This is a genomic window from Dyadobacter fermentans DSM 18053 (assembly GCF_000023125.1).
In the GTDB taxonomy this organism is placed as follows: domain Bacteria; phylum Bacteroidota; class Bacteroidia; order Cytophagales; family Spirosomataceae; genus Dyadobacter; species Dyadobacter fermentans.
The window spans coordinates 4814312-4835950 of sequence record NC_013037.1 but is presented as its reverse complement, the minus strand read 5'-3'; the positions used below and the strand labels follow the sequence as shown (position 1 = coordinate 4835950).

The following is a 21639-nucleotide window of genomic DNA, read 5'->3' as shown; positions in this document are numbered from 1 at the left end:
TTTGGTGTTATATAACTTATGTGAAAAAAGTCCATCCAGCCGGCGCATTGGCCGGTACGTACTTATTTGCTTGGTAAAAGCACTTCTTTTTCTGAGGGCTGCTTGCGTCTCAGCCTGGTGAGCAGCACGCCGGCCAAAAAGATTGTCAGGGTTCCTACCACCATGATCATGTTCTGATGGAGCGGGTTGCGCAAAACCGAATAACTGTCAGGCAGTTGCGTCGAAAATGTCATCCACACGATCACGATAATCCCGATAATTGTGGCGGTGAGCGCCTCGGTATTCTTTGTACTTTTGGAAATCATGCCCAGCAGGAACAATCCAAGCATCCCGCCCGCGAAAATCCCTGAAAGCATCCACCACACATCCAGCACGCTTTTGACGCCGATCATCGCAATGCCCGTCACCATTCCCAGCAAGCCGAATACGGTGGTAGCAACATAGAGCAGGCGAAGCGATTGCTTCGGTGTAAGGTCCGGATTGATATATTTTTGATAAATATCCACTGAAAAAACCGTTGCAGAGGCATTCATTCCCGAGCTGATCGTGCTCATGGCAGCCGACATGATCGCGGCGATAATCAGGCCCAGAAGCCCCACGGGCACTTTCGTCACCATGAAATGCGGCATTACCTTATCGCCATAGTCGGCAGGCGTGAGCGTGGCAGCCAGGCTGGTGATCGCATCCGACGTTCCGCCGGGCAGTTTTTCAGCCGCTACCTGCATTTTAATGGTTTGGAGCAACTCGGGATTGCCCTGGTAATAAGCAAAAAGGCAGGTTCCGAGTAAAAAGAATATCAGCGAAACAGGCACATACAAATACACACAAAGCCAGACCGAACTCGCCGCCTCCTTCGCCGAAGCCGTGGTGTGGTAGCGCTGTACGTAGTTTTGGTCCATTCCAAAGTTATTCAGGTTCATGAAAAACCCGTAAAGCAAAATCACCCAGAAGGATGCCGTCGTAAAATCCGGCGCCAGCGTACCCAGGCTGAATTTGTCATTGGCCTTACCGATCTCGACAATGCTCGGCATCCCGCCTGAAACGCCCGTAACTACCAGATAAAGAATCACTAATGCGCCCACGGTCTTGATCACGCCCTGTACCACCTCCGTCCATATCACCGCTTCCATACCGCCCATTACGGTGTACAGCACAATGCAAATGCCCACCACGACCATGATCGTCGACATGGGGTAACCTGTAAGCGCCTGCAAGCTCAATGCGATGCCGAAAAAGATCGAACCCATGCGTGCGAGCTGGGTGAGCAGGAAGCAAACCACCGCGTAAGTGCGCGCCCACGGCCCAAAACGGTGTTCAAGATGGGTGTAAGCCGAAACTTCGCCGGTACTGCGGTAGAATGGTATGAAAAACCGGGTAGCCACCCAGGCTGCAAACGGCATCGATAAGCTGAACACGAAAGAACTCCAGTTGCTGCCGAACGCCTTGCCCGGCACACCCAGAAAGGTATTACTGCTCAAAAAAGTAGCATATATCGAAATACCGATCGCCCAGCCGGGAATGCGGCCCGAGGCTTTGGTAAATTGGTCGGCATCGGTATTTTTTCGCGAAAAATAAATCCCGACAGCCACCATCCCTGCGAGGTAGGCAATTACAATGAGGAGGTCAATGAAAGGTAAGGATTTCATTCTACTTTTCGGGTATTTATAACTTTACCACAAAGAAACAGGATGAAGTTGATGGTTTTGTAGCGTTTCGTAGCCTTTTATTGTACGATATTATCAAAGCACGTTATTAATTTATGAACAACACGCCTATGATTCTACCATGCTCTTGTCTTTGAAGAAATATCCGATGCCTACGGTTGAAATAATGATCAGCACGATCAGCACGATTTTTGTCGCCAGACCTTCATTGGGATGTTCGAGCAAGTAGCGGATATCCTGCGCCTCTTTCCCCGCCCACACGGCCAGCATCGTACGCGGGATCATCCCTAATGTTCCACCCGTAAGCACCTGCTTGAACCGCGCCCCGGCCATCGCAAAAAAGAGGTTAGTGATCGCAAACGGCAGCACAGGCGATAATTTGGCGAAAAAGATCAACCGCAGCTCATTTTTGTAAAACCGCCGCAGCAAGCTCCCTACCTGCGGGTAAATCTGAATGAGATAGCCCCGCACCGACGCCGCATGCAGGAAGTTGGCCGATATATAAATGATCGCGATCGCGCCCACATTCAGCCCGAAAAGCATCGGCAAGGAAGTCCAGCCCAGAAAATAGCCGTAAACTAATGCCAGGAATGTAGGAGGCGTAAGCGCCGAGGCCGACGCCAGCGTAAGAATAAACGTCACCCCTACCCACCATTCGATAGGCAAATCACGCAGTAGCTTTTCATGATTGATCGCCCAGGCCGTCAGAACGGAGGTCGTCACCAACGGCACGATCGTCATCAGTATGCTTACGACGACCGGAAGAGAGAATCTTTTTGGTGTAGACGTTTCCAAGGCTAATTTGACTTTTTTCCTAAATGGATAACCAGTTGTTTTGACAAAAGGTTTTTGTGAACTTGCTTTTCTGCAATTATATTTTGAGGCCCCTAGAAATGAATTTCGCAACCAAAGCCATCCACGCGGGCGTCGAGCCGGACCCTGCTACCGGCGCCATTATGACGCCCATTTACCAAACCTCCACCTACGTGCAGGAAAGCCCCGGCAAGCACAAAGGCTATGAGTACGGCCGCAGCAGCAACCCGACGCGCACCGCATTGCAAACCGCTTTGGCGGCGTTGGAAAACGGCAAACACGGCCTTTGCTACGCTTCCGGCCTGGCGGCCACCGACGCTGTGCTGAAACTTTTCCGGCCCGGCGACGAAATCATCGCCCCTAGCGACATTTACGGTGGCACCTACCGCCTTATGAAACGCATTTTCGAGCCGCTGGGATTGGTTTTTCGATTTATTGACCTGGAAGAAGTGCCCGCTATCGCTCAGCTGATTTCAGCAAAAACGCGAATGGTGTGGCTCGAAACGCCTACCAATCCACTGCTGAAAATCATTGATATCGAGCAGGTAACCCGCATTTGCAAGGAACGGAACGTGCTTACCTGCGTGGACAATACTTTTGCATCGCCCTATCTGCAAAACCCGCTCGACCTCGGCGCCGATATGGTGATGCATTCGGTTACCAAATACCTTGGCGGCCATTCCGACACGGTAATGGGCGCGCTGGTCACCAGCAACGACGAGCTGGCGGCGCAATTGAAGTTCATTCAGAACGCCAGCGGCGCGGTACCGGGGCCGCAGGACTGCTTTCTGGTATTGAGGGGATTAAAAACGCTGCACATCAGAATGCAGCGCCATTGCGAAAATGCCGCGCAGGTGGCGGTGTGGCTTTCAGCACATCCCAAAGTCGGCAAAGTGTATTACCCCGGCTTGCCCGCTCATCCCGGCCACGAGCTGGCGGCACGGCAAATGCGCGGGTTTGGCGGCGTCGTATCATTTGAATTGAAAGATGACAGTTATCAAACGGCCGTGCGGACGATGGAAAACCTGCAAATATTCGCATTGGGCGAGTCGCTGGGCGGTGTCGAATCGCTGTGCACGCATCCTGCAAGCATGTCGCACGGCGGAATGCCGCGGGAAGAGCGGCTGAAAATAGGCTTGAAAGACACATTGATCCGGCTTAGCGTGGGAATTGAGGATGTAGAAGATCTCATCGCCGACCTTGATCAGGCGATCGGCACCGATTAGCAACGAGCGTTGCAATCAAAGTCCAAAAGCCTTACTTTTGGAACCATTTTTGACAGGACACTAAAAAACATATTATCAATGGAAGTATCAGGAACAGTCATTTCTTTGCTGCCCGAAGTTACCGGCCAGGGAAAAAACGGAATGTGGCGCAAACAGGAGTTTATTCTTGAAATACCCTCTCAATACCCTAAAAAAGTATGTATTTCGCTTTGGGGCGACAAGATTGACCAGGCTAACCTGCAAATAAATGACTCGGTGACGGCTTCCATCGATATCGAAAGCCGCGAGTACAATTCACGCTGGTATACCGAAGTGCGCGCATGGAAAGTAGAAAAAGCAGGCGCAAGCGGAGGCGGCAATGCAGGTTACAACGCAGGAGGTGCACCCCTGCCCCCGGTAACCACTTTCACCGAAGACGAATCGGACGACCTGCCGTTCTAATCAACATCCATCCGACGGCCAGCCGCAATGAACAACCTGATCATCGTTTTTGTAGGAGGTGGATTAGGCAGCCTGGCGCGCTACGGAATCGGAAGAGCATTTTCTCAATGGCCGTCGGTGTTCCCATTCGGAACGCTGACGGCCAATATTTTAGCGTGCCTGATCCTCGGCACATTCGGCGGCTGGGCCACATTCAAATCGGCTGATTTAGTTGCCACGTCAAGGCTTTTTGTCGTCGTCGGATTCTGCGGCGGGTTCAGCACATTTTCAAGTTTCAGCAATGAAACGATCCAGCTTTTCCTCAACGATCGCTGGGTAGAAGCTTCCCTCAACATCCTGATCAGCATCATCGCATGCTTCGCAGCCACATTGCTGGGCATGTGGTTGGGAAAAACGTTTCTGGCAATATAACAGCGGTCAGTTCGACTGGTAAGCCATCGACATCGTGAACTTGTCGATCATTTCGTGCGGATGCACTTCCAGGATTCTTGCCAAAACCATCACTACCAGCGTATTAGAAGCAATTTTACGGGGAATGCCGGCGAATGCTGCGAACAAATCCACCGTCACCGACTCCTTTTCATCGAGCAGCTTCATGAGCTTTTCTTCCTTTTCACCGTACTGAAAACTGACGTCGCGCTCGCCCCGGCCGCGGCGCATAATTTCCTTCATTTCGCGGCTGGCCTGGATGGACTTGTCGTCCACGCGTATGTACGCCTGGCGCGCGCCGGTGTCGTCCACCACATAATGCGGTTTGTCGACGCTCCGCGGGATCGTAAGCACGAGCACATCACGGTCGGGCGTAATGGCCACGCGTTCCTTTTTAAAACTGATTTTGGGGAAAATAAACTTGTCGATGGCACGGGTGAGGGTGTATTCATCCTCATCGGCATCTTTCAGACCTTTGATGGTCTTGTCGTCACCCACTCCGACCAGCAGCTTACCGCCACCTGAATTTGCGAAAGCAACCACTTCGCGGACGATCTTCTCGGGATGATTGGATTTCAGTTTGAATTCCAGATGTTCCCCCTCACCTTTCTTAACCAGCTCTTTCAACAATCGAAGCTCCATCGGGTTGGAATGGATAAATTATGAGTTATGACTAAATCACTTTCGGTAACTTACCTCGTCCTCCTCATTAGTTAACGCTAACAATTTACATTCCTTTTGTCAGATTTAAAAAATATGAAGACCGAGTTACGTAAAAAAAGCAGACCATATATCATAAAAAAACGGCACCGATAGAGTGCCGTTTTGGATTAGTATTCGTCTTCGTTGAAAAAGAAATCGTCTTTGGTGGGATAGTCGGGCCAAATCTCTTCAATGCTTTCATAAGGCTGCCCATCATCTTCAAGCTCCTGAAGGTTTTCAACTACTTCTAACGGAGCGCCTGTTCTGATTGCAAAGTCAATTAGCTCGTCTTTGGTAGCTGGCCAGGGAGCATCTTCAAGGTACGATGCGAGTTCGAGAGTCCAGTACATAATATTTTCGCCTATTAATGGTTACTTTACTTTTCTGCAAAAGTAAAAAATTTGGTATCTTTTAAAAGCTTAAAGCGAAAAAAAAGAAAAATAATTGTCGGGTTACAAAATATATTTTCTTGACACATCCAATGCACTGAATATCAATAATTTAAAAGTTACACAGCTATTAATGTCTCGGCAGAAATCCCTAACCCTTTATGAATTTTCCGGATCATTTCGAGGGTTAGCGGGCGCTTTCTGTTCAGTACTTCCGACACCCTGCTGGCGCTGCCAAAGTAGTCGATCATGTCCTTTCGCCTCAAACCCTGCTCCTCCATTCTGATCTTAATCGCTTCCAGCGGATCGGGTGCCTCTATCGGATAGTGCTTCGCTTCGTAGTTTTCAACCAAAATCGACACCAGTTCGAGCACGTCCTCCTCAGGGCTGTTTTCCGCGCAATCTACCAGCTCATCAATTATTCCCAGGTATTCCCGGTAAGTCGCCTCCGACCTAATCGGCCGCAACTCACTCCTGATTTGTTCTATCGGTTTCATAACATTATATATTCCTGATATCAGTGATCCGGTCATATTCTTTGTGTGTGCCAATAAAACGAATGTATACGCGCTGCAATCGGGATCTGAACAATGCTATCAGGCGATAGCGGTTCCTGCAAATATTGAAGACGATCCGATTATTCCCCACCGTATCAGTCCTGGGATTATCGACAACCACCTCATTTGCAGTCTGGTACTCGGATCGCTTCATCTTTTCATACCAATATTTCAGTTCCTGTTCTGCATCGGGATGCTTTTCCCAAAAATCGCGCAGGCTACCACGGGTAATAATCCTCATAAGCTAAAAATAATTCCCAATTTGGTAAATTCTGTACAAGAATGGTAATTTTCTCATGAATTCCAAAGTTTGTAACCCCCACATTTCCCCTCTCCCCGAAAAACCCTTAATTTCCCTCACCATTACAAATACCATATTATGACTATTGAAATTTGCGCTTATTCGCTGGAATCCTGTATCAATGCGCAGGCCGGCGGGGCGGGCAGGATTGAATTATGCGGCGGGCTCGGTGAAGGTGGGACCACGCCCAGTGCCGGTCTCATTGAAATCGTAAGAAAACACGTCGACATTCCTATATATGTGATGATCAGGCCGCGCGGCGGTGATTTTGTGTATGATTTTTTCGAGGAGGAGATCATGCGGAAAGACATTGATCTGGCCAAAAAACTGGGCGCAAACGGCGTCGTGCTGGGCATTCTCACGCCCGACGGTAATGTGGACGTGGCGCGCACAAAGGCGCTCGTCGACTATGCGGCGCCATTGAAAGTGACTTTCCACCGGGCGTTCGACCTTACGCCCGATCCGATGAAAGCATTGAAGGATGTGATCGCCACCGGCGCCGAGCGTATCCTCACCTCCGGCCAGAAACCGTCGGCCATTCAGGCGACGGAATTGCTCGGTAAACTGGCCAAAGAAGCAGATGGAAAAATCGAGATCATGGCCGGAGGCGGCGTAAACCATAACAATGCGGCCGAACTGAAAACAGCTGGCGTGCATTCGCTGCATATGACGGCCAAGAAGTTCCGGCCGGCGCGGCAGAAGTTTTTCCCGGAAGGTATTTCCATGGCAGGCGAAATCCCGGACGAGAAGTCGGTGATGTATTCCGATCTCGGACTGATCGAGGCGATGGTGCAGGCAGTCGCCGAGTAATGCGCCGATTTATAATGCACACGTCAACATCCTCTCTATGAAGTTTGTAAAGGCAATTTTATTCATCGCGATCACCGCAGGGCTCGTTTATGTGCTCGACAGACGCTGGGACCCCGCTCCCGCGATGGGGCCGTTTCTCAGCCCGTTTTGCGGACTTTGGCAGAACAGCGAGAAAGTCAAGGACCCTAAAACCAAAGTGGTGCTGCAACTCGACAGCCTGCACGACGAGGTGACCATCCGTTTCGACGAATACGGCGTACCGCATATTTTTGCCAAAAACGACTTCGATCTTTTCTACGCGCAAGGTTACATCACCGCCAAGGACCGGCTTTGGCAAATGGACCTCCAGACACGCGCTGCGGCCGGCCGACTTTCTGAAATCCTCGGTCCGGCCACCCTGCCGATGGACCAGCAAAGCCGCAGGCTCGGAATGGGCTACGGCGCCGAGGCAAACCTGAAAGTGGCGATGACCGACCCGCGTTCGCGAGAGGCGTTACTCGGCTACACCGCCGGCGTGAATGCATTCATCCGGCAGCTCGACCCGAAAGATTACCCCATTGAATTCAAACTTTTGGGATACAAACCCGAGGCCTGGAAGCCGATTAACACCATGTACATGCTCGAACAAATGACGCTCACACTAGCCGGGCGTTCCAACGAGCAGGCCATGACCAATGCATTGAAAAAGTACGGGCAGGAAACCATCGCCCAGCTCTTCCCCGACTACCCGTTGTTGCAGGAAAGCCCGATTATTCCGTCCGGCACCGCCTGGAACTTCCCCAAACTTCCCGTTCCCAAGTCCGTGCCGCCGATGATACCGGGCGATAGCGTCGCATTATCCGCAAAACCTTTGACCGCATTGCCGCCCCGTGCGCCCAAAGAGGAAGGCATTGGCAGCAACAACTGGGCCGTGAGTGCCGAAAAGTCCATTACGGGCTACCCTATTCTGGCCAACGACCCGCACCTCGAACTATCGCTCCCGTCGATCTGGTACCAGGTGCAGCTGCATTCGCCGGATGTGAATGTGTACGGCGTGTCGCTGCCGGGCATTCCGAGTGTGATCATCGGCTTCAACCAGCATGTGGCGTGGGGCGTTACCAATGTAGATGCCGATGTTTTTGATTTATATAAAATCAAGTTCAAAAATGAATACCGGAACTTCTATTGGCATGATAATCAATGGAAACCAACCCACAAGCGTGAAGAAATTATCCATGTGAAAGGTCAGCTGAGGCCCTATCGCGAGCAAATCATTTACACCCACCACGGGCCAGTCACCGATTCGGACGGCACATTTGGGGATTTGCCCAACCTGGCTATTAAATGGATCGGCCATGAGCCGGGCAACAGTTTCATTACCTTTTATGAGTTAAACAAGGCCAAAACCTCCGACGACTACCGCAAGGCCCTCACGCATTATGTAGGACCTGCGCAGAATTTCGTGTTTGCGGATAATGAGAAGAACATTGCCATTACCGTAAATGGAAAAATCCCTTTGAAATATAAGGAACAGGGCAAATTTGTGCTCGATGGCTCGTTGCCGGCCAACGACTGGCAGGGCTGGATTCCCGCGGAGCAGAATCCGTTCGTAAAAAACCCACCGCGCGGTTTTGTAAGCAGCGCCAACCAATCATCGGCCGACACCACTTATCCTTATTATATCAATTGGAGCTTCGCGCCGCCCGAGCGCGCCATCCGCATCAATGAGCGCCTCCAAGCGATGAACAGCGCCAATGCCGATAGCCTCAGAATGCTCCAAAACGACAATTTCAGCGTGTTGGCGCGCACATTACTTCCCAAATTGCTCGGCATTCTCGAAACGCGCCCGCTGAGCCCGAAGCAGAAGGCCGCCCGTATCCTGCTTTCAAACTGGAATTATCAGAACTCCCCGGAATCCATCGCCGCGTCTATCTTCGAAACCTGGTTTCCACTGCTAGGCCAGGCCATCTGGAGCGACGATTTTTCCTCTGCCGAAAGCCCGATGGAATATCCCTCGCGCGACCGGACGCTTTACCTGATCTTAAAACAGCCGAACGAAAAGTGGTTCGATAACGTGAACACGCCCGAGAAAGAGACATTACCCGACCTGGTGTACCAGAGCTTCAATGCCTCGCTTGATACGCTCACTGCCCGCAAGGGCGCTATGAGCCCTGAGTGGCAATGGTCGAAGGTGAAAGATGCCGAAATAAGGCATTTGAGCCGCAGCATTAAACCCTTCAACGCGCCACCGCTGTTAACCGGCGGCGGCAGCAGCATTGTGAATGCCATGACGAAGCGAAAGGGGCCATCCTGGCGGATGGTGGTGGAACTGGGGCCGACGCCCCGGGCGTATGGCATCTTCCCGGGCGGTCAGTCAGGAAATCCGGGTAGCCCTTATTACCTCAATTTGCTGGAAAAGTGGGAGAAAGGCGAGCTGAATGAGTTAATCTACCTCACATCGCCCGACCAGAAAGTGCCGCGTCTCGCGTCGAGTCTTGTATTGCAAAAACGTTAATCCGGAACTTATGAATTTTCTGATCATAGCCATTCTGTCGGCCGTGTTGCAAATATTCACCCCCTGGTGGGTCATTGCCATTGTTCCGTTCGTGGTGCTCGCCTGGCGCCCGGTAACGTTCCGAGGGGCATTCTGGGCGGGTTTTGGCGGTATTGCCGTGCCATGGCTGCTTTACGGCTATTATCAGCATTTCATTTCCGACGGTGCCCTGTCCGACCGTGTCGCGAAGATATTCATGTTGCCGAACGGGATAGTGCTTCTGCTGGTCACGGCGATCGTGGGCGGGCTGGTAGGCGGCTTTTCGGGCCTGGCGGGATATTGGGTGCGGCAAATCTTCCGCCGGAGTTCCGTCCCAGCTGCCGGGACGGCTCCCTGAGTTGGCGCTTCTGCTACCGGCTGGCAGCGGTGTAGCGGGCTTTGAAGCGGGCCTCCGGAGCGGCTTTCGGGAGGATACATATTCATTGTACTTAAACACAAATCATTATCTTTGCGGCTCGTTCAAAAACAATAAACCTTAAAAACGTGAACAACAATACTTCATTGATCTGGAACGTCGTCCTTTCGCTTGCTGTGGCGGTGTTATTCTTCCTACATTTTTCAAGCAAATCGTCAGATTCGGGCGCAGCCGCAGATGGTGCAGTAGTGGAAGGCCGCCGCACTGTTTACGTTCAGGTGGATTCACTTCTGAAAAACTACGATTTCTTCAAGGATACCAGAAAAGAGCTTGAAAACAAGAATTTCCAGCTTGAAAACGAGCTGACTACCAAAGGACGCTCTTTGCAAAATGAAGTAGCTTTCTTCCAGCAACGCGCCGCGACCATGACCCCCGAGCAAGCGCGCTCCACAGAAGCACAGCTCATGAAAAAGCAGCAGGACCTGATGGCCTACCGCGATCAATCGGCACAGGCATTGGGCCAGGAGGAAGCTAAAAAGAATGAAGAACTCTACAAAAACATCCGTTCTTACATCGACAAATACAACAAAGAAAACGGCTACGAATACGTGCTTGGCTACTCACTGGGCGGCGGCATCCTCTTCGCAAACCCGTCTCTGGATGTAACGCAGAAGATCGTAGAAGGTTTGAATAAAGAATACAAAAACGCCGGCAAACCTGCCGCAGCTGATACTACCAAGAAGAAGTAGTATTTCTGAATCGAATAAATCAGCGAAGCAGACGGTCGGGAGATCGTCTGCTTCGCTGATTTTTGGTGTAAATGGATTTATATTTTGAGTTTGCTTAAATCGAATTCAAAGCCTTCAAGCACGTTTCCCCCCGATAATAGCTGGCTGAATCCGCTGACAGCCTCGACATCCGCATTCGGTCGATACACATAAGCTGTCTCTGTAAATGGATCGATAAGCCAAGCCAGGCTGCATCCGTTTTCAATCCATTCGCTTTGAATCTTTTTCTGAATGGTGTGTAAATCATCATTTGCTGATAGCAACTCAATCACAAAGTCAGGACAAACAGGTGGAAACTTTGTTTGTTCGGCGTCCGTCAGGTATTCCCATTTTTCATTGGAGACCCACGAGGCGTCAGGAGATCTTACCGAGGTGTTAGGAAGACGAAAAGCTGTCGATGAATCAAAAACATGGCCCAAATTCCTCGCAAGGTGCCAATGCATCAGCCAGTAGTTGATGATCGAATTCAAGATTCCCGTAGTTCCGCCACTATTTGAAATAATATAGAGCGTTCCTTCGCTATCCCTCTCTATTTTGAGTTGATCATTCTCCCGGCAAAACTCGTAGAATTCATCATCAAGACGCAGAGGCTTGTATCTCAATTCTACCGTATCCATGTCGTTGTTTACTTTCCTAATGCAATATAAACATTTTGAAACATTAACAGATTCCAGCCCTTTCCCTAACAAAAACAGGGCAGCCGGTTGCCCGACTGCCCTGCGCAGTGCATTATATATTTTAAACCGCCGAAGACGAGAATTTCGCGCCGATGTACTCGCGGTTCATGCGGGCGATGTTTTCGAGGCTAATTTCCTTAGGGCATTCTGCTGAGCAGGCACCGGTGTTGGTGCAGGCTCCGAAGCCTTCTGCGTCCATTTGAGCGACCATTTTCTCGGCGCGGATGCTGCGTTCTGCCTGTCCTTGCGGCAACAATGCCAGCTGGGAGATTTTGGCAGATACGAAAAGCATTGCGGAAGCATTTTTACAAGCCGCTACGCAAGCGCCGCAACCGATACATGCTGCTGCTGCAAATGCGTCGTCAGCAGCTTCTTTCGCGATCGGCAATGCGTTTGCATCCTGTGCATTACCGGTGTTCACCGATACGAAACCGCCCGCAGAAATCACGCGGTCGAATGCGTCACGGTCTACCACGAGGTCTTTGATCACCGGGAAAGCCTGCGCTCTCCATGGCTCTACCACGATAGTATCCCCGTCGTTGAACGAACGCATGTGCAGTTGGCAGGTGGTTACCCCGCGCAACGGTCCATGCGGACGGCCATTTATATACATCGAACAAGCCCCGCAAATACCCTCGCGGCAGTCGTGGTCGAATGATACAGGTTCTTTTCCTTCCTCGATGAGTTGCTCGTTCAATACATCGAACATTTCAAGAAATGACATATCGGGAGAAACATGGTCCAGTTTGTATTCCTCGAAACCTCCCGCTGCGTCTTTATTGCTTTGTCTCCAAACTTTGAGAGACAACCTCATATTTCCTTCCATACCTATATTCTTTATATCTGATTCTTCTTTTATGCGTGACATAAATCCATGCCACAGGAGGTCTTATTTATAGCTGCGCTGAGCGATTTTGATGTTTTCGTACACCAGCTCTTCCTTGTGAAGCTCCCAGTTCTCAGGACCTTTGTGCTCCCAGGCCGATACATACATATAGTTCTCGTCGTCGCGCAATGCTTCGCCTTCTTCGGTCTGGTACTCCTCGCGAAAGTGGCCACCGCAGGATTCGTTACGGTCCAGCGCGTCGATACACATCAGCTCGCCAAGTTCGATGAAGTCTGCAACGCGGTTTGCCTTGTCGAGTTCGGGGTTGAAGTAGTTGGCGGTTCCCATTACTTTCACGTCCGACCAGAAGTCTCTTCTCAGCTGACGGATTTCCTGGATCGCTTCTTTCAAACCTTCCGCATTACGCGCCATTCCGCATTTTTCCCACATAATCTTGCCCAAACGGCGGTGGAAAAGCTCAGGAGATGTTTTACCCTGAATGCGCAGCAATGTGTCGATACGCTCTTTCACTTCGGCTTCCGCTTTCACGAATGCTTCGTGGTCGGTAGAGATCTTTCCGGTACGGATTTCGCTCGCCAGGTAAGCACCGATGGTGTACGGAATCACGAAATAACCGTCGGCAAGGCCCTGCATCAATGCCGAAGCACCGAGGCGGTTGGCGCCGTGGTCGGAGAAGTTGGCCTCACCAAGCGAGTACAAGCCGGGCACGGTGGTCATCAGGTTGTAATCCACCCAAAGGCCGCCCATGGTGTAGTGCACCGCAGGATAGATACGCATAGGCACTTCATACGGATCTTCACCCGTGATTTGCTTATACATATCGAAGAGGTTACCATATTTTTCTTTCACAACGGCCTTACCCCACGTGATAATGTCGGCTTCGGACGCATTGTGAATATTGTTCTTATTCGCCTCGGCACGTCCGTAACGCTCTACCGCCGCAGCGAAATCGAGGTAAACGGCCAGCTTGGAAGTTCCTACACCGTAACCGGCATCGCAACGTTCTTTCGCCGCCCGCGACGCGATATCGCGCGGTACGAGGTTACCGAATGCAGGGTAACGGCGTTCAAGGTAGTAATCGCGCTCGTTTTCAGGAATTTCGTTGCCCGGGCGGGTATCATTCTGCTTTTTGGGAACCCAGATACGGCCGTCGTTACGCAACGATTCCGACATCAGGGTCAGTTTCGACTGATGTTCGCCGGAAACGGGGATACAAGTCGGGTGGATTTGGGTAAAACAAGGGTTACCGAAGAATGCACCGCGTTTGTGGGCTTTCCATGCCGCGGTCACATTGCTGCCCATTGCATTCGTGGAAAGGTAGAACACGTTTCCGTAACCACCTGTACAAAGCAATACGGCGTGGCCTGCATGTCTTTCGATCTCGCCTGTAATGAGGTTACGTGCGATGATACCGCGGCATTTGCCATCGATATTCACGACGTCGAGCATTTCGTGGCGGTTGTACATTTTTACGGTACCCATACCCACCTGGCGCTGCAAGCCGGAATAGGCTCCCAGCAAAAGTTGCTGGCCCGTCTGGCCCGCTGCGTAGAAGGTACGCTGTACCTGCGTTCCACCGAAAGAGCGGTTGGACAGCAAGCCGCCGTACTCACGGGCGAAAGGCACACCCGCCGCTACGCATTGGTCGATAATGTTACCCGAAACTTCGGCCAGGCGGTGCACGTTCGCTTCACGCGCCCGGTAGTCACCGCCTTTAATGGTATCATAAAAAAGACGGTAAACCGAGTCACCGTCATTCTGGTAGTTTTTTGCTGCATTGATCCCGCCTTGCGCTGCGATCGAGTGCGCACGACGTGGCGAATCCTGAAAACAGAACGCTTTTACTTTGTAACCGAGCTCAGCCAGGGTAGCAGCCGCCGAAGCACCTGCGAGGCCTGTTCCAACCACGATGATTTCCAGGTTACGTTTGTTGGCAGGGTTTACAAGAGGTACTGACGAGCGGTATTTGCTCCATTTACTTTCAAGCGTTCCTTGCGGTATTTTGGCATCCAGACGAGATGACGTTGCCATATCAAATATTATTTAATCAGAAATTTGAAAATGAAACTTGCCGGGATTACTTCACCCAGCCCAGATAAATCGAGATCGGCATCAGCGCGAAGAGGATCGGAATGACAATCGAGAATGCAGTTCCAATCCACGAGATGATGCCATTGTACTTCACGTGGTTGAGGCCCAGCGACTGGAATGCGCTTTTGAAACCGTGCAGCAAATGCCAGAAAAGCGACACGCAGCCCAACACATAAATCAACACCACGATCGGGTTCTGGAAGATATCGAGCATCATCTGGTACAAGTCCAGCTCCTCGCCTGTGGCAAACTGGTTGGACCGGTTAGGAATCCAGAAGTGCGAAGTGTGGATCACCAGGAAGATCAAAAGCAAAGTTCCGAGCAAGCCCATGCTGCGCGAGTACCAGGTGCTGTTGGCCGATGCATTGCTGACCGCGTAACCTACCGGACGTGCCTCACGGTTGTTTTTCCAGAGGATCAGACCGTCGGCGATATGGATGATGAAGCCCGCAACGAGGCCGATTTCAAGCGTACGTATAATCGGGTTGGTACCCATGAAGTGCCCCCAATGCGAAAAAGTCTCCCCGCCATCATTGTAAAAAATCATGGCATTGATGGTGGCATGAATCACCAGAAAGCTAATCAGAAAAAGTCCGGTAAGAGCCATCAAAAGTTTTTTCCCGATAGAGCTCGTTAACGTTTGTGAAAACCACGACATAACAAAAACGAATGGTTTTAGTGCAAAAAATTGAGGTATATTTAGAACCTTTCAAAGGTATATCACAAACGTTAGCAAGGCAAAGAATCCGTTTCATTTTTGCAAACCGCTTTGTTTATTTATAATCATTATTAAGAATTATTTAGACTGAATAGTTCTTGTAAATCCAAGGCGCTCAGACCGAAGGCCTCAGCCGATTCTTTCAAACTATTTTGTAACCGAATAGCACACATTTTTAAACAGGCATTTCGTTGAGGTATTACATAACCGGATGACCAACGAACCTACCCATGATCAGACCTCTATCTGCCCGCATCCTGCTTGTAATTCTCATGCTGACGCTTGCGTTCAGCCAGGCATTTGCGACCCACTTCCGGGCCGGCGAAATCACTGCGCGCAGGATGTCGCTCACATCGCACATCTACGAGATCAAAGTCACCGGCTATTTTGACATGGTCAGTGGAAAAGACGCTGCGGACCGGCAGACATCGGTCTTCTTCAAAATAGGGAATGTGCAGTCTACGGGCACGCCGGTAACCATCGAGGCGCCGAGAATAATGCCGATTGTGGACATCGGGAATAACACCACCATGAATACCTACATCGCCACCTACACCTTCCCGACCACCGGCGCCTACCGTATTTCCATGGAAGTGGATGCAAGAAACGATGGCGTACTGAATATTGGCCCAGAGCCTACCAACCGGCTTAACTTCTATGTCAGCACGGTGCTCGAGATCAATGCCACATTTGGTTTGAACCGCACTCCCGTTCTCCGAAACGCTCCGATCGACCTCGCCGCGGTGGGCCAGCGCTATATTCATAACCCTGGCGCATTCGACGCCGATGGCGACAGCATTGCTTACCGCATGTTCACTCCCCAGCAAGCCGGCGCCAACGGAGTAGGCGTGAACCTGGAATACCAGGACCCCAACACCGTGACACCTCCCGGCCAAACCGAAACGGGCGGCTCGCCGGCCACTTTTGCCATTAACCGGGTTACGGGCGACATCATCTGGAATGCACCGGTAACAAAAGGATATTATAACGTCGCGTTTGTCGTGGAAGAATGGCGCGACGGGGCACTGATCGGGCAGATCGTCCGAGATATGCAGATCATCGTCGACGATGTGCGAAACGACCGGCCCGCGGTTCCGCCCTTACCGGACATTTGCGTGGAAGCCGGCACGCTTATCAACCAAAGAGTGACCGCCACCGACAGAAACGGCGACAGGCTCAACCTGACTTCGGCGAGCGGTGTTTATGATCCGACACTGATCAAACCGGCCGTGGCCAGTTTCACCGTATCCGGGCAGGGTTCGCAGAGCTCGGTTACCGGCACGTTCGTTTGGCAAACTTCCTGCGAGCATATCAGACTGGAACCATACAATGTGCTCTTCAAAGTCGAGGACGCGGCGCCTCCGGGCTATCCGAACCCTTCGCTGTTCAGGAAACTGGCCGACATGACGACCTGGAATATCCGTGTGTACGGTCCCAAACCTACCGGCCTGAAAGGCGTTGCCGCCACCGACCCGGCCGGCACCGCTTACCGGCTCACATGGGATGCCTACAAATGCCAGATTGCCGGCGCGAAAATCGCCATTTATCGTGCCGAGCAATGCACCGATATTCCGGACGATGTGTGCAGCCCTGGCATTCCGGCGGGCTCCGGCTACCAGGAAATTGGCAGGGTGGACGTGGATGAGACTACATTCCTCGACAATAACAATGGCGACGGCCTGCGCCCGGGCGTTTCCTATTCTTACCGCATTGTGGTGCTGTTTCCGAGACCCGGCGCCTCTCCCGGCGAACCGGGGTATCTGATTGGCGGCGGCGAAAGCATCGCCTCACCGGAGTTTTGCCTCAATTTACCCGTTGTGATGCCCGTCATTACCAATGTGACGGTCGATTCCACCAGCACTACCAAAGGTGTGATCACGGTTAAATGGATGAGGCCGGCCGCTGCCGCGGGACTTCCGGCGCAATACCGGCTTTTCAGGGCTACGGGACAGAATGGCACGGCGTTTACACAAATTGCAACCATTAATACAAACCTCGCGGCAGGCGCGCGCGACACACTGTTCGTGGACCGAAACCTCGACACCGAAGCCAACGCCTACAATTACAAACTCGAATATTACACCACCGTAAACGGGCAGCTAACGAAGTTTGACGAAACGAAAACGGCCAGCTCTGTAAGGCTCGAACAAGATGCGGCGCAGCCCAATCAGATCGGGCTGAAATGGAGCGCGTTGGTGCCGTGGAGCAACAATAACCGCGTTCATCGGATTTACCGCGAGGACAAAGCCCGGCCCGGCACGTTCAACCGCATTGCGGAAGTATCAGTGCAGGGACCGCAAACGTTCAGTTTCGTGGATGACGGCACCGACCAGTATGCTGCCGATGGCGTCGTGAATGTGAGTATTGCCAAAGACTCTACCTATTGCTACAAAGTGGAGACGGTGGGCTCTTACAATAACAGTCAGATCAAACCGGCCGTATTGTATAATTTTTCTCAAATCCTTTGCATTTCACCATCGGATACGATTAAGCCCTGTCCGCCGGTGCTGAGCCTCGATCCGCTCAATTGCGACTCGCTTCAAAACATTCCGCAGGCGTTCTGCAACACCATCGGATTCACCAACCACCTCACGTGGCAATATCCCCAGCAAGCCGGCGGCCGTGACTGCGACCCGCTCGTGACCGCCTACCGCGTGTACTATGCAAGATATGAGGGCGACACGCCAACGCTCATCACGACCATCACTACCCCGCCGTCGCCGCTGCAAACGGCTTATGACCACGAGGGACTGACGTCTTTTGCCGGGTGTTATTATGTGACGGCCGTCAACAAATTCGGGACCGAGAGTGCGCCGAGCAACACCGTTTGCAGGGACAATTGCCCGATGTATGTTTTGCCCAATGTATTCACACCGAACGGCGATGCCAAAAACGACATTTTCCAACCTTATGAATGCCCGGCATTTGTACAATCCCTGGAATTCAAGGCATTCAACCGCTGGGGTGCGGAGGTGTTTTCGACCAGGGACGTGAATATCAATTGGGACGGTAAAACGAACGGGGGGAAAGAGCTTGCGGCCGGCCAATACTACTACGAGCTGACGATCTATTTTGAATCATCCAAAAAACAGGGCACCGAGACGAGCATGAAAGGCTGGGTACAGTTGCTGAGGTAGCAACGCAAATCACATCAGAGCGCTAATTGGAGCGCTTCGGGAGTTTGTTACAATTCATCTATGATTTATAAAGTTGTTTTGTAAGTTTACGAAACAGCATATTATATTCATTCCCGAAGCACACATTTTTAGCTGAATTTTCGTTGATTTAAGGTATCTGACAGGAGATGTGGCGCCTGCCATTACTTCCCTATCATTATTAGCACGACACGGATCTATGCGCTCTGTTTTACGAATTACTTTATACTTTCTTTTCCTCGCTCTGCTATGCAATGGCTATTCGGCCATGGCCACACACATACGCGCCGGGGAAATCACTGCCCGACGGATCAGCCCGGCAGGTTCCGATCGTCATACTTACGAGATCAAACTGACTGCCTATTTCGATATGCAGAACGGCGAAGGTGCCGCAAATGCCCAGAATAGCGTGTTTTTTACAATCGGCTCCGCATTCGGCGGGCCGGATTCGCGCCCTGCCGTACTGGAAGCGCCGCGTATCCCGCCTATTCCGAACATCGGTAACAACACTACCCAGAACATTTACATCATCAACTATACATTCCCGACCACGGGTTTGTACCGCATATCTTTCGAGGAGGACAACCGGAATAATAACGTATTGAATATCGGCCCGCCTCCTACCCAAAACTTGAACTTCTACGTCAGCACGATCCTGGAAATCAATTCTAGCTACGGACAAAACCAGACCCCCGTGCTGCTGAATGCGCCGATTGACGTTGCCGCAGTGGGCCAGCGCTACATTCATAACCCCGGTGCATTCGATGCTGATGGCGACAGCCTTGCCTACCGCCTGTTTATCCCCCAAAGAAGTGGTGTGAACGGCTCCGGAATTAACCTGCAATACAAAGACCCGAACATGGTAACGCCTCCCGGCCAGACGGAAGCAGGCGGTTCCCCGGCGACTTTCAGTATGGACCGCGTCACGGGCGACCTTGTCTGGGACGCACCGGTTACCAAGGGCTATTATAATGTGGCCTTCGTCGTCGAGGAGTGGCGCGACGGCGCGCTGATCGGCCAGATCGTCCGGGATATGCAGATCATCGTCGAAGATGCCCGAAACGACAGGCCCGTAATCCAGCCGATTCCCGACATATGCGTGGAGGCCGGGACACTCATAAACCAGCCCATTACAGCCACCGATAAGAATGGCGACAGACTGACGCTCACCTCGACGGGCGGGGTGTACGAAGCCTCGCTGGTGCCGCCTCCCGTAGCGAAATTTACCGTTGCCCAGCAGGGCTCACAGGGCACTGTGACGGGCATGTTCACCTGGCAAACGTCCTGCGCCCATGTGCGCCTGGAACCATACGACGTCCTTTTCAAAGTGGAAGACGCCGCCGGGCCGGGAGTCCCCAACCCGTCGCTGTTCAGGAAACTGGTGGATATGACAACCGTGAACATTAAAGTTTACGGACCGAAACCGACCGGCCTCAGGGGAGTGGCCGTGACGGACCCTACCGGCACAGCCTACCGCCTCAACTGGGATGCCTACAAATGCCAGATCCCCGGGGCTAAAATAGCCATTTACCGCGCAGAGAAATGTACCGAACTGCGCGAAGACGTGTGTAGCCCCGGTATTCCGGCGGGCTCCGGTTATGAAGAAATCGGAAGAGTGGATGCCAGCCAAACCACATTCCTCGACAACAATGCGGGTGAAGGCCTTCGCCCGGGTGTTTCCTATTCCTATCGCCTCGTGGCCATGTTCCCGCGTCCGGGTGCAAGCCCAAGCGACCCAGGTTACCTGATCGGCGGCGGCGAGAGCCTTGCTTCGGCGGAGTTCTGCCTTAACCTGCCGATGGTGATGCCGGTGATTACGAATGTGACCGTCGATACCACCAGCACTACCAGCGGTGTGATCACCATCAAATGGACCAGACCTGCCGCTTCTGCCGGATTGCCTGCGCAATACCGCCTTTTCAGAGCCACAGGTCAGAATGGCACCGCATTTACACAAATCGCCGCCATCAATACCAACCTCGCAGCAGGCGCACGTGATACGATTTTCGTAGACAGGGGCCTGAACACCGAAGCCAACGCTTACAACTACAAGCTTGAATATTACACCACTGTAAACGGACAACTCACCAAATTCGACGAAACCGAAACGGCAAGCTCGGTGCGGCTCGAACAGGATGCCGCCCAGCCCAACCAGATCGGCCTGAAATGGACGGCGCTCGTTCCTTGGGATAACAGCAACCGTGTTCACCGGGTGTACCGCGAGGATAAAGCCAGGCCGGGGACTTTCAACCGCATTGCCGAAGTATCCGTGCAAGGGCCGCAAACGTTCACTTTCATCGATGATGGTACGGATAAATATGCAGCTGATGGAACGGTCAATGTCACGATTGTCAGGGATTCGACTTATTGTTATAAGGTAGAAACGGTGGGTTCTTACAACAACAGCCAGATCAAACCTTCGGTGTTGTACAACTTCTCGCAGATCCTTTGCATTTCGTCGTCGGATACGACCAAGCCCTGCCCGCCGGTGTTGTCCCTCGATCCGCTCAATTGCGATTCGCTGCGAGCACATCCCGAGGCTTTCTGTACGACATCAGGCTTCACAAACCACCTTTCATGGGAATATCCTACCGAGGTGGATGGCCGTGAATGCGACCCGCTCGTGACCGCCTACCGTGTGTATTATGCAAGATATGAAGGCGATGCCCCCACGTTGGTTGCGACAATCACCACGCCGCCGTCGCCCTTGCAGACTTCGTTCGACCACGTCGGGCTGACGTCCTTTGCGGGCTGCTATTATGTGACCGCCGTGAACCGCTTCGGAAGCGAAAGCGCACCGAGCAATGTCGTATGCCGCGACAACTGCCCGATGTATGTGCTGCCGAATGTTTTCACGCCAAACGGCGACTCCAAAAACGATGTATTCCAGCCTTACGAATGCCCTGCATTTGTTCAGTCGCTCGAATTCAAAGCGTTCAACCGCTGGGGCGCGCAGGTGTTTTCTACCAAAGACGTGAACATCAACTGGGACGGTAAAACCAATGGCGGAAAAGAGCTGGCAGCGGGCCAGTACTACTACGAACTGGTCATTTATTTCGAATCTTCCAAAAAGCAAAGCACGCCTGTTACCATGAAAGGGTGGGTGCAGCTGCTGAGATAGCATGCGAGAAAGGGCAACAATT

19 protein-coding genes are annotated in these 21639 nt (G+C 51.9%); 9 read left to right on the top strand and 10 right to left on the bottom strand.

Annotated features, from left to right (window positions below):
• Positions 1-62: 62 nt before the first annotated feature.
• Entirely contained in the window at positions 63-1646 is a 1584-nt protein-coding gene (locus DFER_RS19825) for a sodium:solute symporter family protein (RefSeq protein WP_015813432.1), read from the bottom strand.
• Positions 1647-1772: 126 nt separating this feature from the next.
• Complete coding sequence (locus tag DFER_RS19820; RefSeq protein WP_229206055.1) at positions 1773-2459, bottom strand: VTT domain-containing protein; 687 nt, start codon at positions 2457-2459, stop codon at positions 1773-1775.
• 98 nt (positions 2460-2557) lie between these two features.
• On the opposite strand from DFER_RS19820, the gene DFER_RS19815 reads away from it, so the two are divergent.
• The 3 genes from DFER_RS19815 to crcB all read left to right on the top strand — a co-directional run bounded on the left by DFER_RS19815 (position 2558) and on the right by crcB (position 4555).
• Positions 2558-3703, top strand: coding sequence for a cystathionine gamma-synthase (locus tag DFER_RS19815; RefSeq protein WP_015813430.1), 1146 nt, complete (start codon positions 2558-2560; stop codon positions 3701-3703).
• 78 nt (positions 3704-3781) lie between these two features.
• Positions 3782-4144: a DUF3127 domain-containing protein gene (locus DFER_RS19810; RefSeq protein ID WP_015813429.1), complete on the top strand. Its 363-nt coding sequence runs from the start codon at positions 3782-3784 to the stop codon at positions 4142-4144.
• Positions 4145-4171: 27 nt separating this feature from the next.
• Positions 4172-4555: a fluoride efflux transporter CrcB gene (gene crcB, locus DFER_RS19805; RefSeq protein ID WP_015813428.1), complete on the top strand. Its 384-nt coding sequence runs from the start codon at positions 4172-4174 to the stop codon at positions 4553-4555.
• Positions 4556-4561: 6 nt separating this feature from the next.
• Here crcB and DFER_RS19800 read toward each other — a convergent pair whose 3' ends face one another.
• From DFER_RS19800 to DFER_RS19785, 4 genes are all read right to left on the bottom strand, one after another.
• On the bottom strand, positions 4562-5215 hold the full coding sequence (locus tag DFER_RS19800) for an AlbA family DNA-binding domain-containing protein (RefSeq protein WP_015813427.1): 654 nt from the start codon (positions 5213-5215) through the stop codon (positions 4562-4564).
• Positions 5216-5403: 188 nt separating this feature from the next.
• On the bottom strand, positions 5404-5625 hold the full coding sequence (locus DFER_RS19795) for a DUF2795 domain-containing protein (protein WP_013927448.1): 222 nt from the start codon (positions 5623-5625) through the stop codon (positions 5404-5406).
• A 158-nt stretch (positions 5626-5783) separates the two neighbouring features.
• Entirely contained in the window at positions 5784-6161 is a 378-nt protein-coding gene (locus DFER_RS19790; protein ID WP_015813426.1) for a helix-turn-helix domain-containing protein, read from the bottom strand.
• A 4-nt stretch (positions 6162-6165) separates the two neighbouring features.
• Positions 6166-6462, bottom strand: coding sequence for a type II toxin-antitoxin system HigB family toxin (locus DFER_RS19785; protein WP_015813425.1), 297 nt, complete (start codon positions 6460-6462; stop codon positions 6166-6168).
• Positions 6463-6600: 138 nt separating this feature from the next.
• Between DFER_RS19785 and DFER_RS19780 the strand changes: the two genes are divergently transcribed.
• The 4 genes from DFER_RS19780 to DFER_RS19765 all read left to right on the top strand — a co-directional run bounded on the left by DFER_RS19780 (position 6601) and on the right by DFER_RS19765 (position 10969).
• Positions 6601-7332: a copper homeostasis protein CutC gene (locus DFER_RS19780; protein ID WP_015813424.1), complete on the top strand. Its 732-nt coding sequence runs from the start codon at positions 6601-6603 to the stop codon at positions 7330-7332.
• Positions 7333-7369: 37 nt separating this feature from the next.
• Positions 7370-9826, top strand: a complete 2457-nt coding sequence (locus DFER_RS19775; protein WP_015813423.1) for a penicillin acylase family protein — start codon at positions 7370-7372, stop codon at positions 9824-9826.
• Between the two features lie 10 nt (positions 9827-9836).
• Entirely contained in the window at positions 9837-10202 is a 366-nt protein-coding gene (locus tag DFER_RS19770) for a hypothetical protein (protein ID WP_015813422.1), read from the top strand.
• 146 nt (positions 10203-10348) lie between these two features.
• Positions 10349-10969 carry an OmpH/Skp family outer membrane protein gene (locus DFER_RS19765; RefSeq protein ID WP_015813421.1) on the top strand — a complete coding sequence of 207 codons (621 nt, stop codon included), beginning with the start codon at positions 10349-10351 and terminating at the stop codon, positions 10967-10969.
• 77 nt (positions 10970-11046) lie between these two features.
• Here DFER_RS19765 and DFER_RS19760 read toward each other — a convergent pair whose 3' ends face one another.
• From DFER_RS19760 to DFER_RS19745, 4 genes are all read right to left on the bottom strand, one after another.
• The gene (locus tag DFER_RS19760; protein WP_015813420.1) at positions 11047-11625 is read right to left on the bottom strand and encodes a Uma2 family endonuclease; all 579 of its coding nucleotides are present in this window, start codon (positions 11623-11625) and stop codon (positions 11047-11049) included.
• 121 nt (positions 11626-11746) lie between these two features.
• Positions 11747-12499 carry a succinate dehydrogenase/fumarate reductase iron-sulfur subunit gene (locus DFER_RS19755; protein ID WP_015813419.1) on the bottom strand — a complete coding sequence of 251 codons (753 nt, stop codon included), beginning with the start codon at positions 12497-12499 and terminating at the stop codon, positions 11747-11749.
• A gap of 75 nt (positions 12500-12574) precedes the next feature.
• A complete protein-coding gene (locus DFER_RS19750; RefSeq protein WP_015813418.1) occupies positions 12575-14563 on the bottom strand; it encodes a fumarate reductase/succinate dehydrogenase flavoprotein subunit in 1989 nt (662 codons plus the stop codon).
• Positions 14564-14609: 46 nt separating this feature from the next.
• Complete coding sequence (locus tag DFER_RS19745; protein ID WP_229206054.1) at positions 14610-15230, bottom strand: succinate dehydrogenase cytochrome b subunit; 621 nt, start codon at positions 15228-15230, stop codon at positions 14610-14612.
• Positions 15231-15571: 341 nt separating this feature from the next.
• On the opposite strand from DFER_RS19745, the gene DFER_RS19740 reads away from it, so the two are divergent.
• Together DFER_RS19740 and DFER_RS19735 are read left to right on the top strand one after the other, a co-directional pair.
• The gene (locus DFER_RS19740) at positions 15572-18478 is read left to right on the top strand and encodes a T9SS C-terminal target domain-containing protein (RefSeq protein ID WP_015813416.1); all 2907 of its coding nucleotides are present in this window, start codon (positions 15572-15574) and stop codon (positions 18476-18478) included.
• Positions 18479-18764: 286 nt separating this feature from the next.
• The gene (locus DFER_RS19735; RefSeq protein ID WP_015813415.1) at positions 18765-21617 is read left to right on the top strand and encodes a T9SS type B sorting domain-containing protein; all 2853 of its coding nucleotides are present in this window, start codon (positions 18765-18767) and stop codon (positions 21615-21617) included.
• Positions 21618-21639 lie beyond the last annotated feature (22 nt).

What these genes read in the sequence shown, in the direction of transcription:
- DFER_RS19825 (WP_015813432.1), bottom strand. Translation starts at nt 1,646, where the DNA reads ATGAAATCCTTACCTTTCATTGACCTCCTCATTGTAATTGCCTACCTC.
- DFER_RS19815 (WP_015813430.1), top strand. Translation starts at nt 2,558, where the DNA reads ATGAATTTCGCAACCAAAGCCATCCACGCGGGCGTCGAGCCGGACCCT.
- DFER_RS19810 (WP_015813429.1), top strand. Translation starts at nt 3,782, where the DNA reads ATGGAAGTATCAGGAACAGTCATTTCTTTGCTGCCCGAAGTTACCGGC.
- crcB (WP_015813428.1), top strand. Translation starts at nt 4,172, where the DNA reads ATGAACAACCTGATCATCGTTTTTGTAGGAGGTGGATTAGGCAGCCTG.
- DFER_RS19800 (WP_015813427.1), bottom strand. Translation starts at nt 5,215, where the DNA reads ATGGAGCTTCGATTGTTGAAAGAGCTGGTTAAGAAAGGTGAGGGGGAA.
- DFER_RS19795 (WP_013927448.1), bottom strand. Translation starts at nt 5,625, where the DNA reads ATGTACTGGACTCTCGAACTCGCATCGTACCTTGAAGATGCTCCCTGG.
- DFER_RS19790 (WP_015813426.1), bottom strand. Translation starts at nt 6,161, where the DNA reads ATGAAACCGATAGAACAAATCAGGAGTGAGTTGCGGCCGATTAGGTCG.
- DFER_RS19785 (WP_015813425.1), bottom strand. Translation starts at nt 6,462, where the DNA reads ATGAGGATTATTACCCGTGGTAGCCTGCGCGATTTTTGGGAAAAGCAT.
- DFER_RS19780 (WP_015813424.1), top strand. Translation starts at nt 6,601, where the DNA reads ATGACTATTGAAATTTGCGCTTATTCGCTGGAATCCTGTATCAATGCG.
- DFER_RS19775 (WP_015813423.1), top strand. Translation starts at nt 7,370, where the DNA reads ATGAAGTTTGTAAAGGCAATTTTATTCATCGCGATCACCGCAGGGCTC.
- DFER_RS19770 (WP_015813422.1), top strand. Translation starts at nt 9,837, where the DNA reads ATGAATTTTCTGATCATAGCCATTCTGTCGGCCGTGTTGCAAATATTC.
- DFER_RS19760 (WP_015813420.1), bottom strand. Translation starts at nt 11,625, where the DNA reads ATGGATACGGTAGAATTGAGATACAAGCCTCTGCGTCTTGATGATGAA.
- DFER_RS19755 (WP_015813419.1), bottom strand. Translation starts at nt 12,499, where the DNA reads ATGAGGTTGTCTCTCAAAGTTTGGAGACAAAGCAATAAAGACGCAGCG.
- DFER_RS19750 (WP_015813418.1), bottom strand. Translation starts at nt 14,563, where the DNA reads ATGGCAACGTCATCTCGTCTGGATGCCAAAATACCGCAAGGAACGCTT.
- DFER_RS19745 (WP_229206054.1), bottom strand. Translation starts at nt 15,230, where the DNA reads ATGGCTCTTACCGGACTTTTTCTGATTAGCTTTCTGGTGATTCATGCC.
- DFER_RS19740 (WP_015813416.1), top strand. Translation starts at nt 15,572, where the DNA reads ATGATCAGACCTCTATCTGCCCGCATCCTGCTTGTAATTCTCATGCTG.
- DFER_RS19735 (WP_015813415.1), top strand. Translation starts at nt 18,765, where the DNA reads ATGGCCACACACATACGCGCCGGGGAAATCACTGCCCGACGGATCAGC.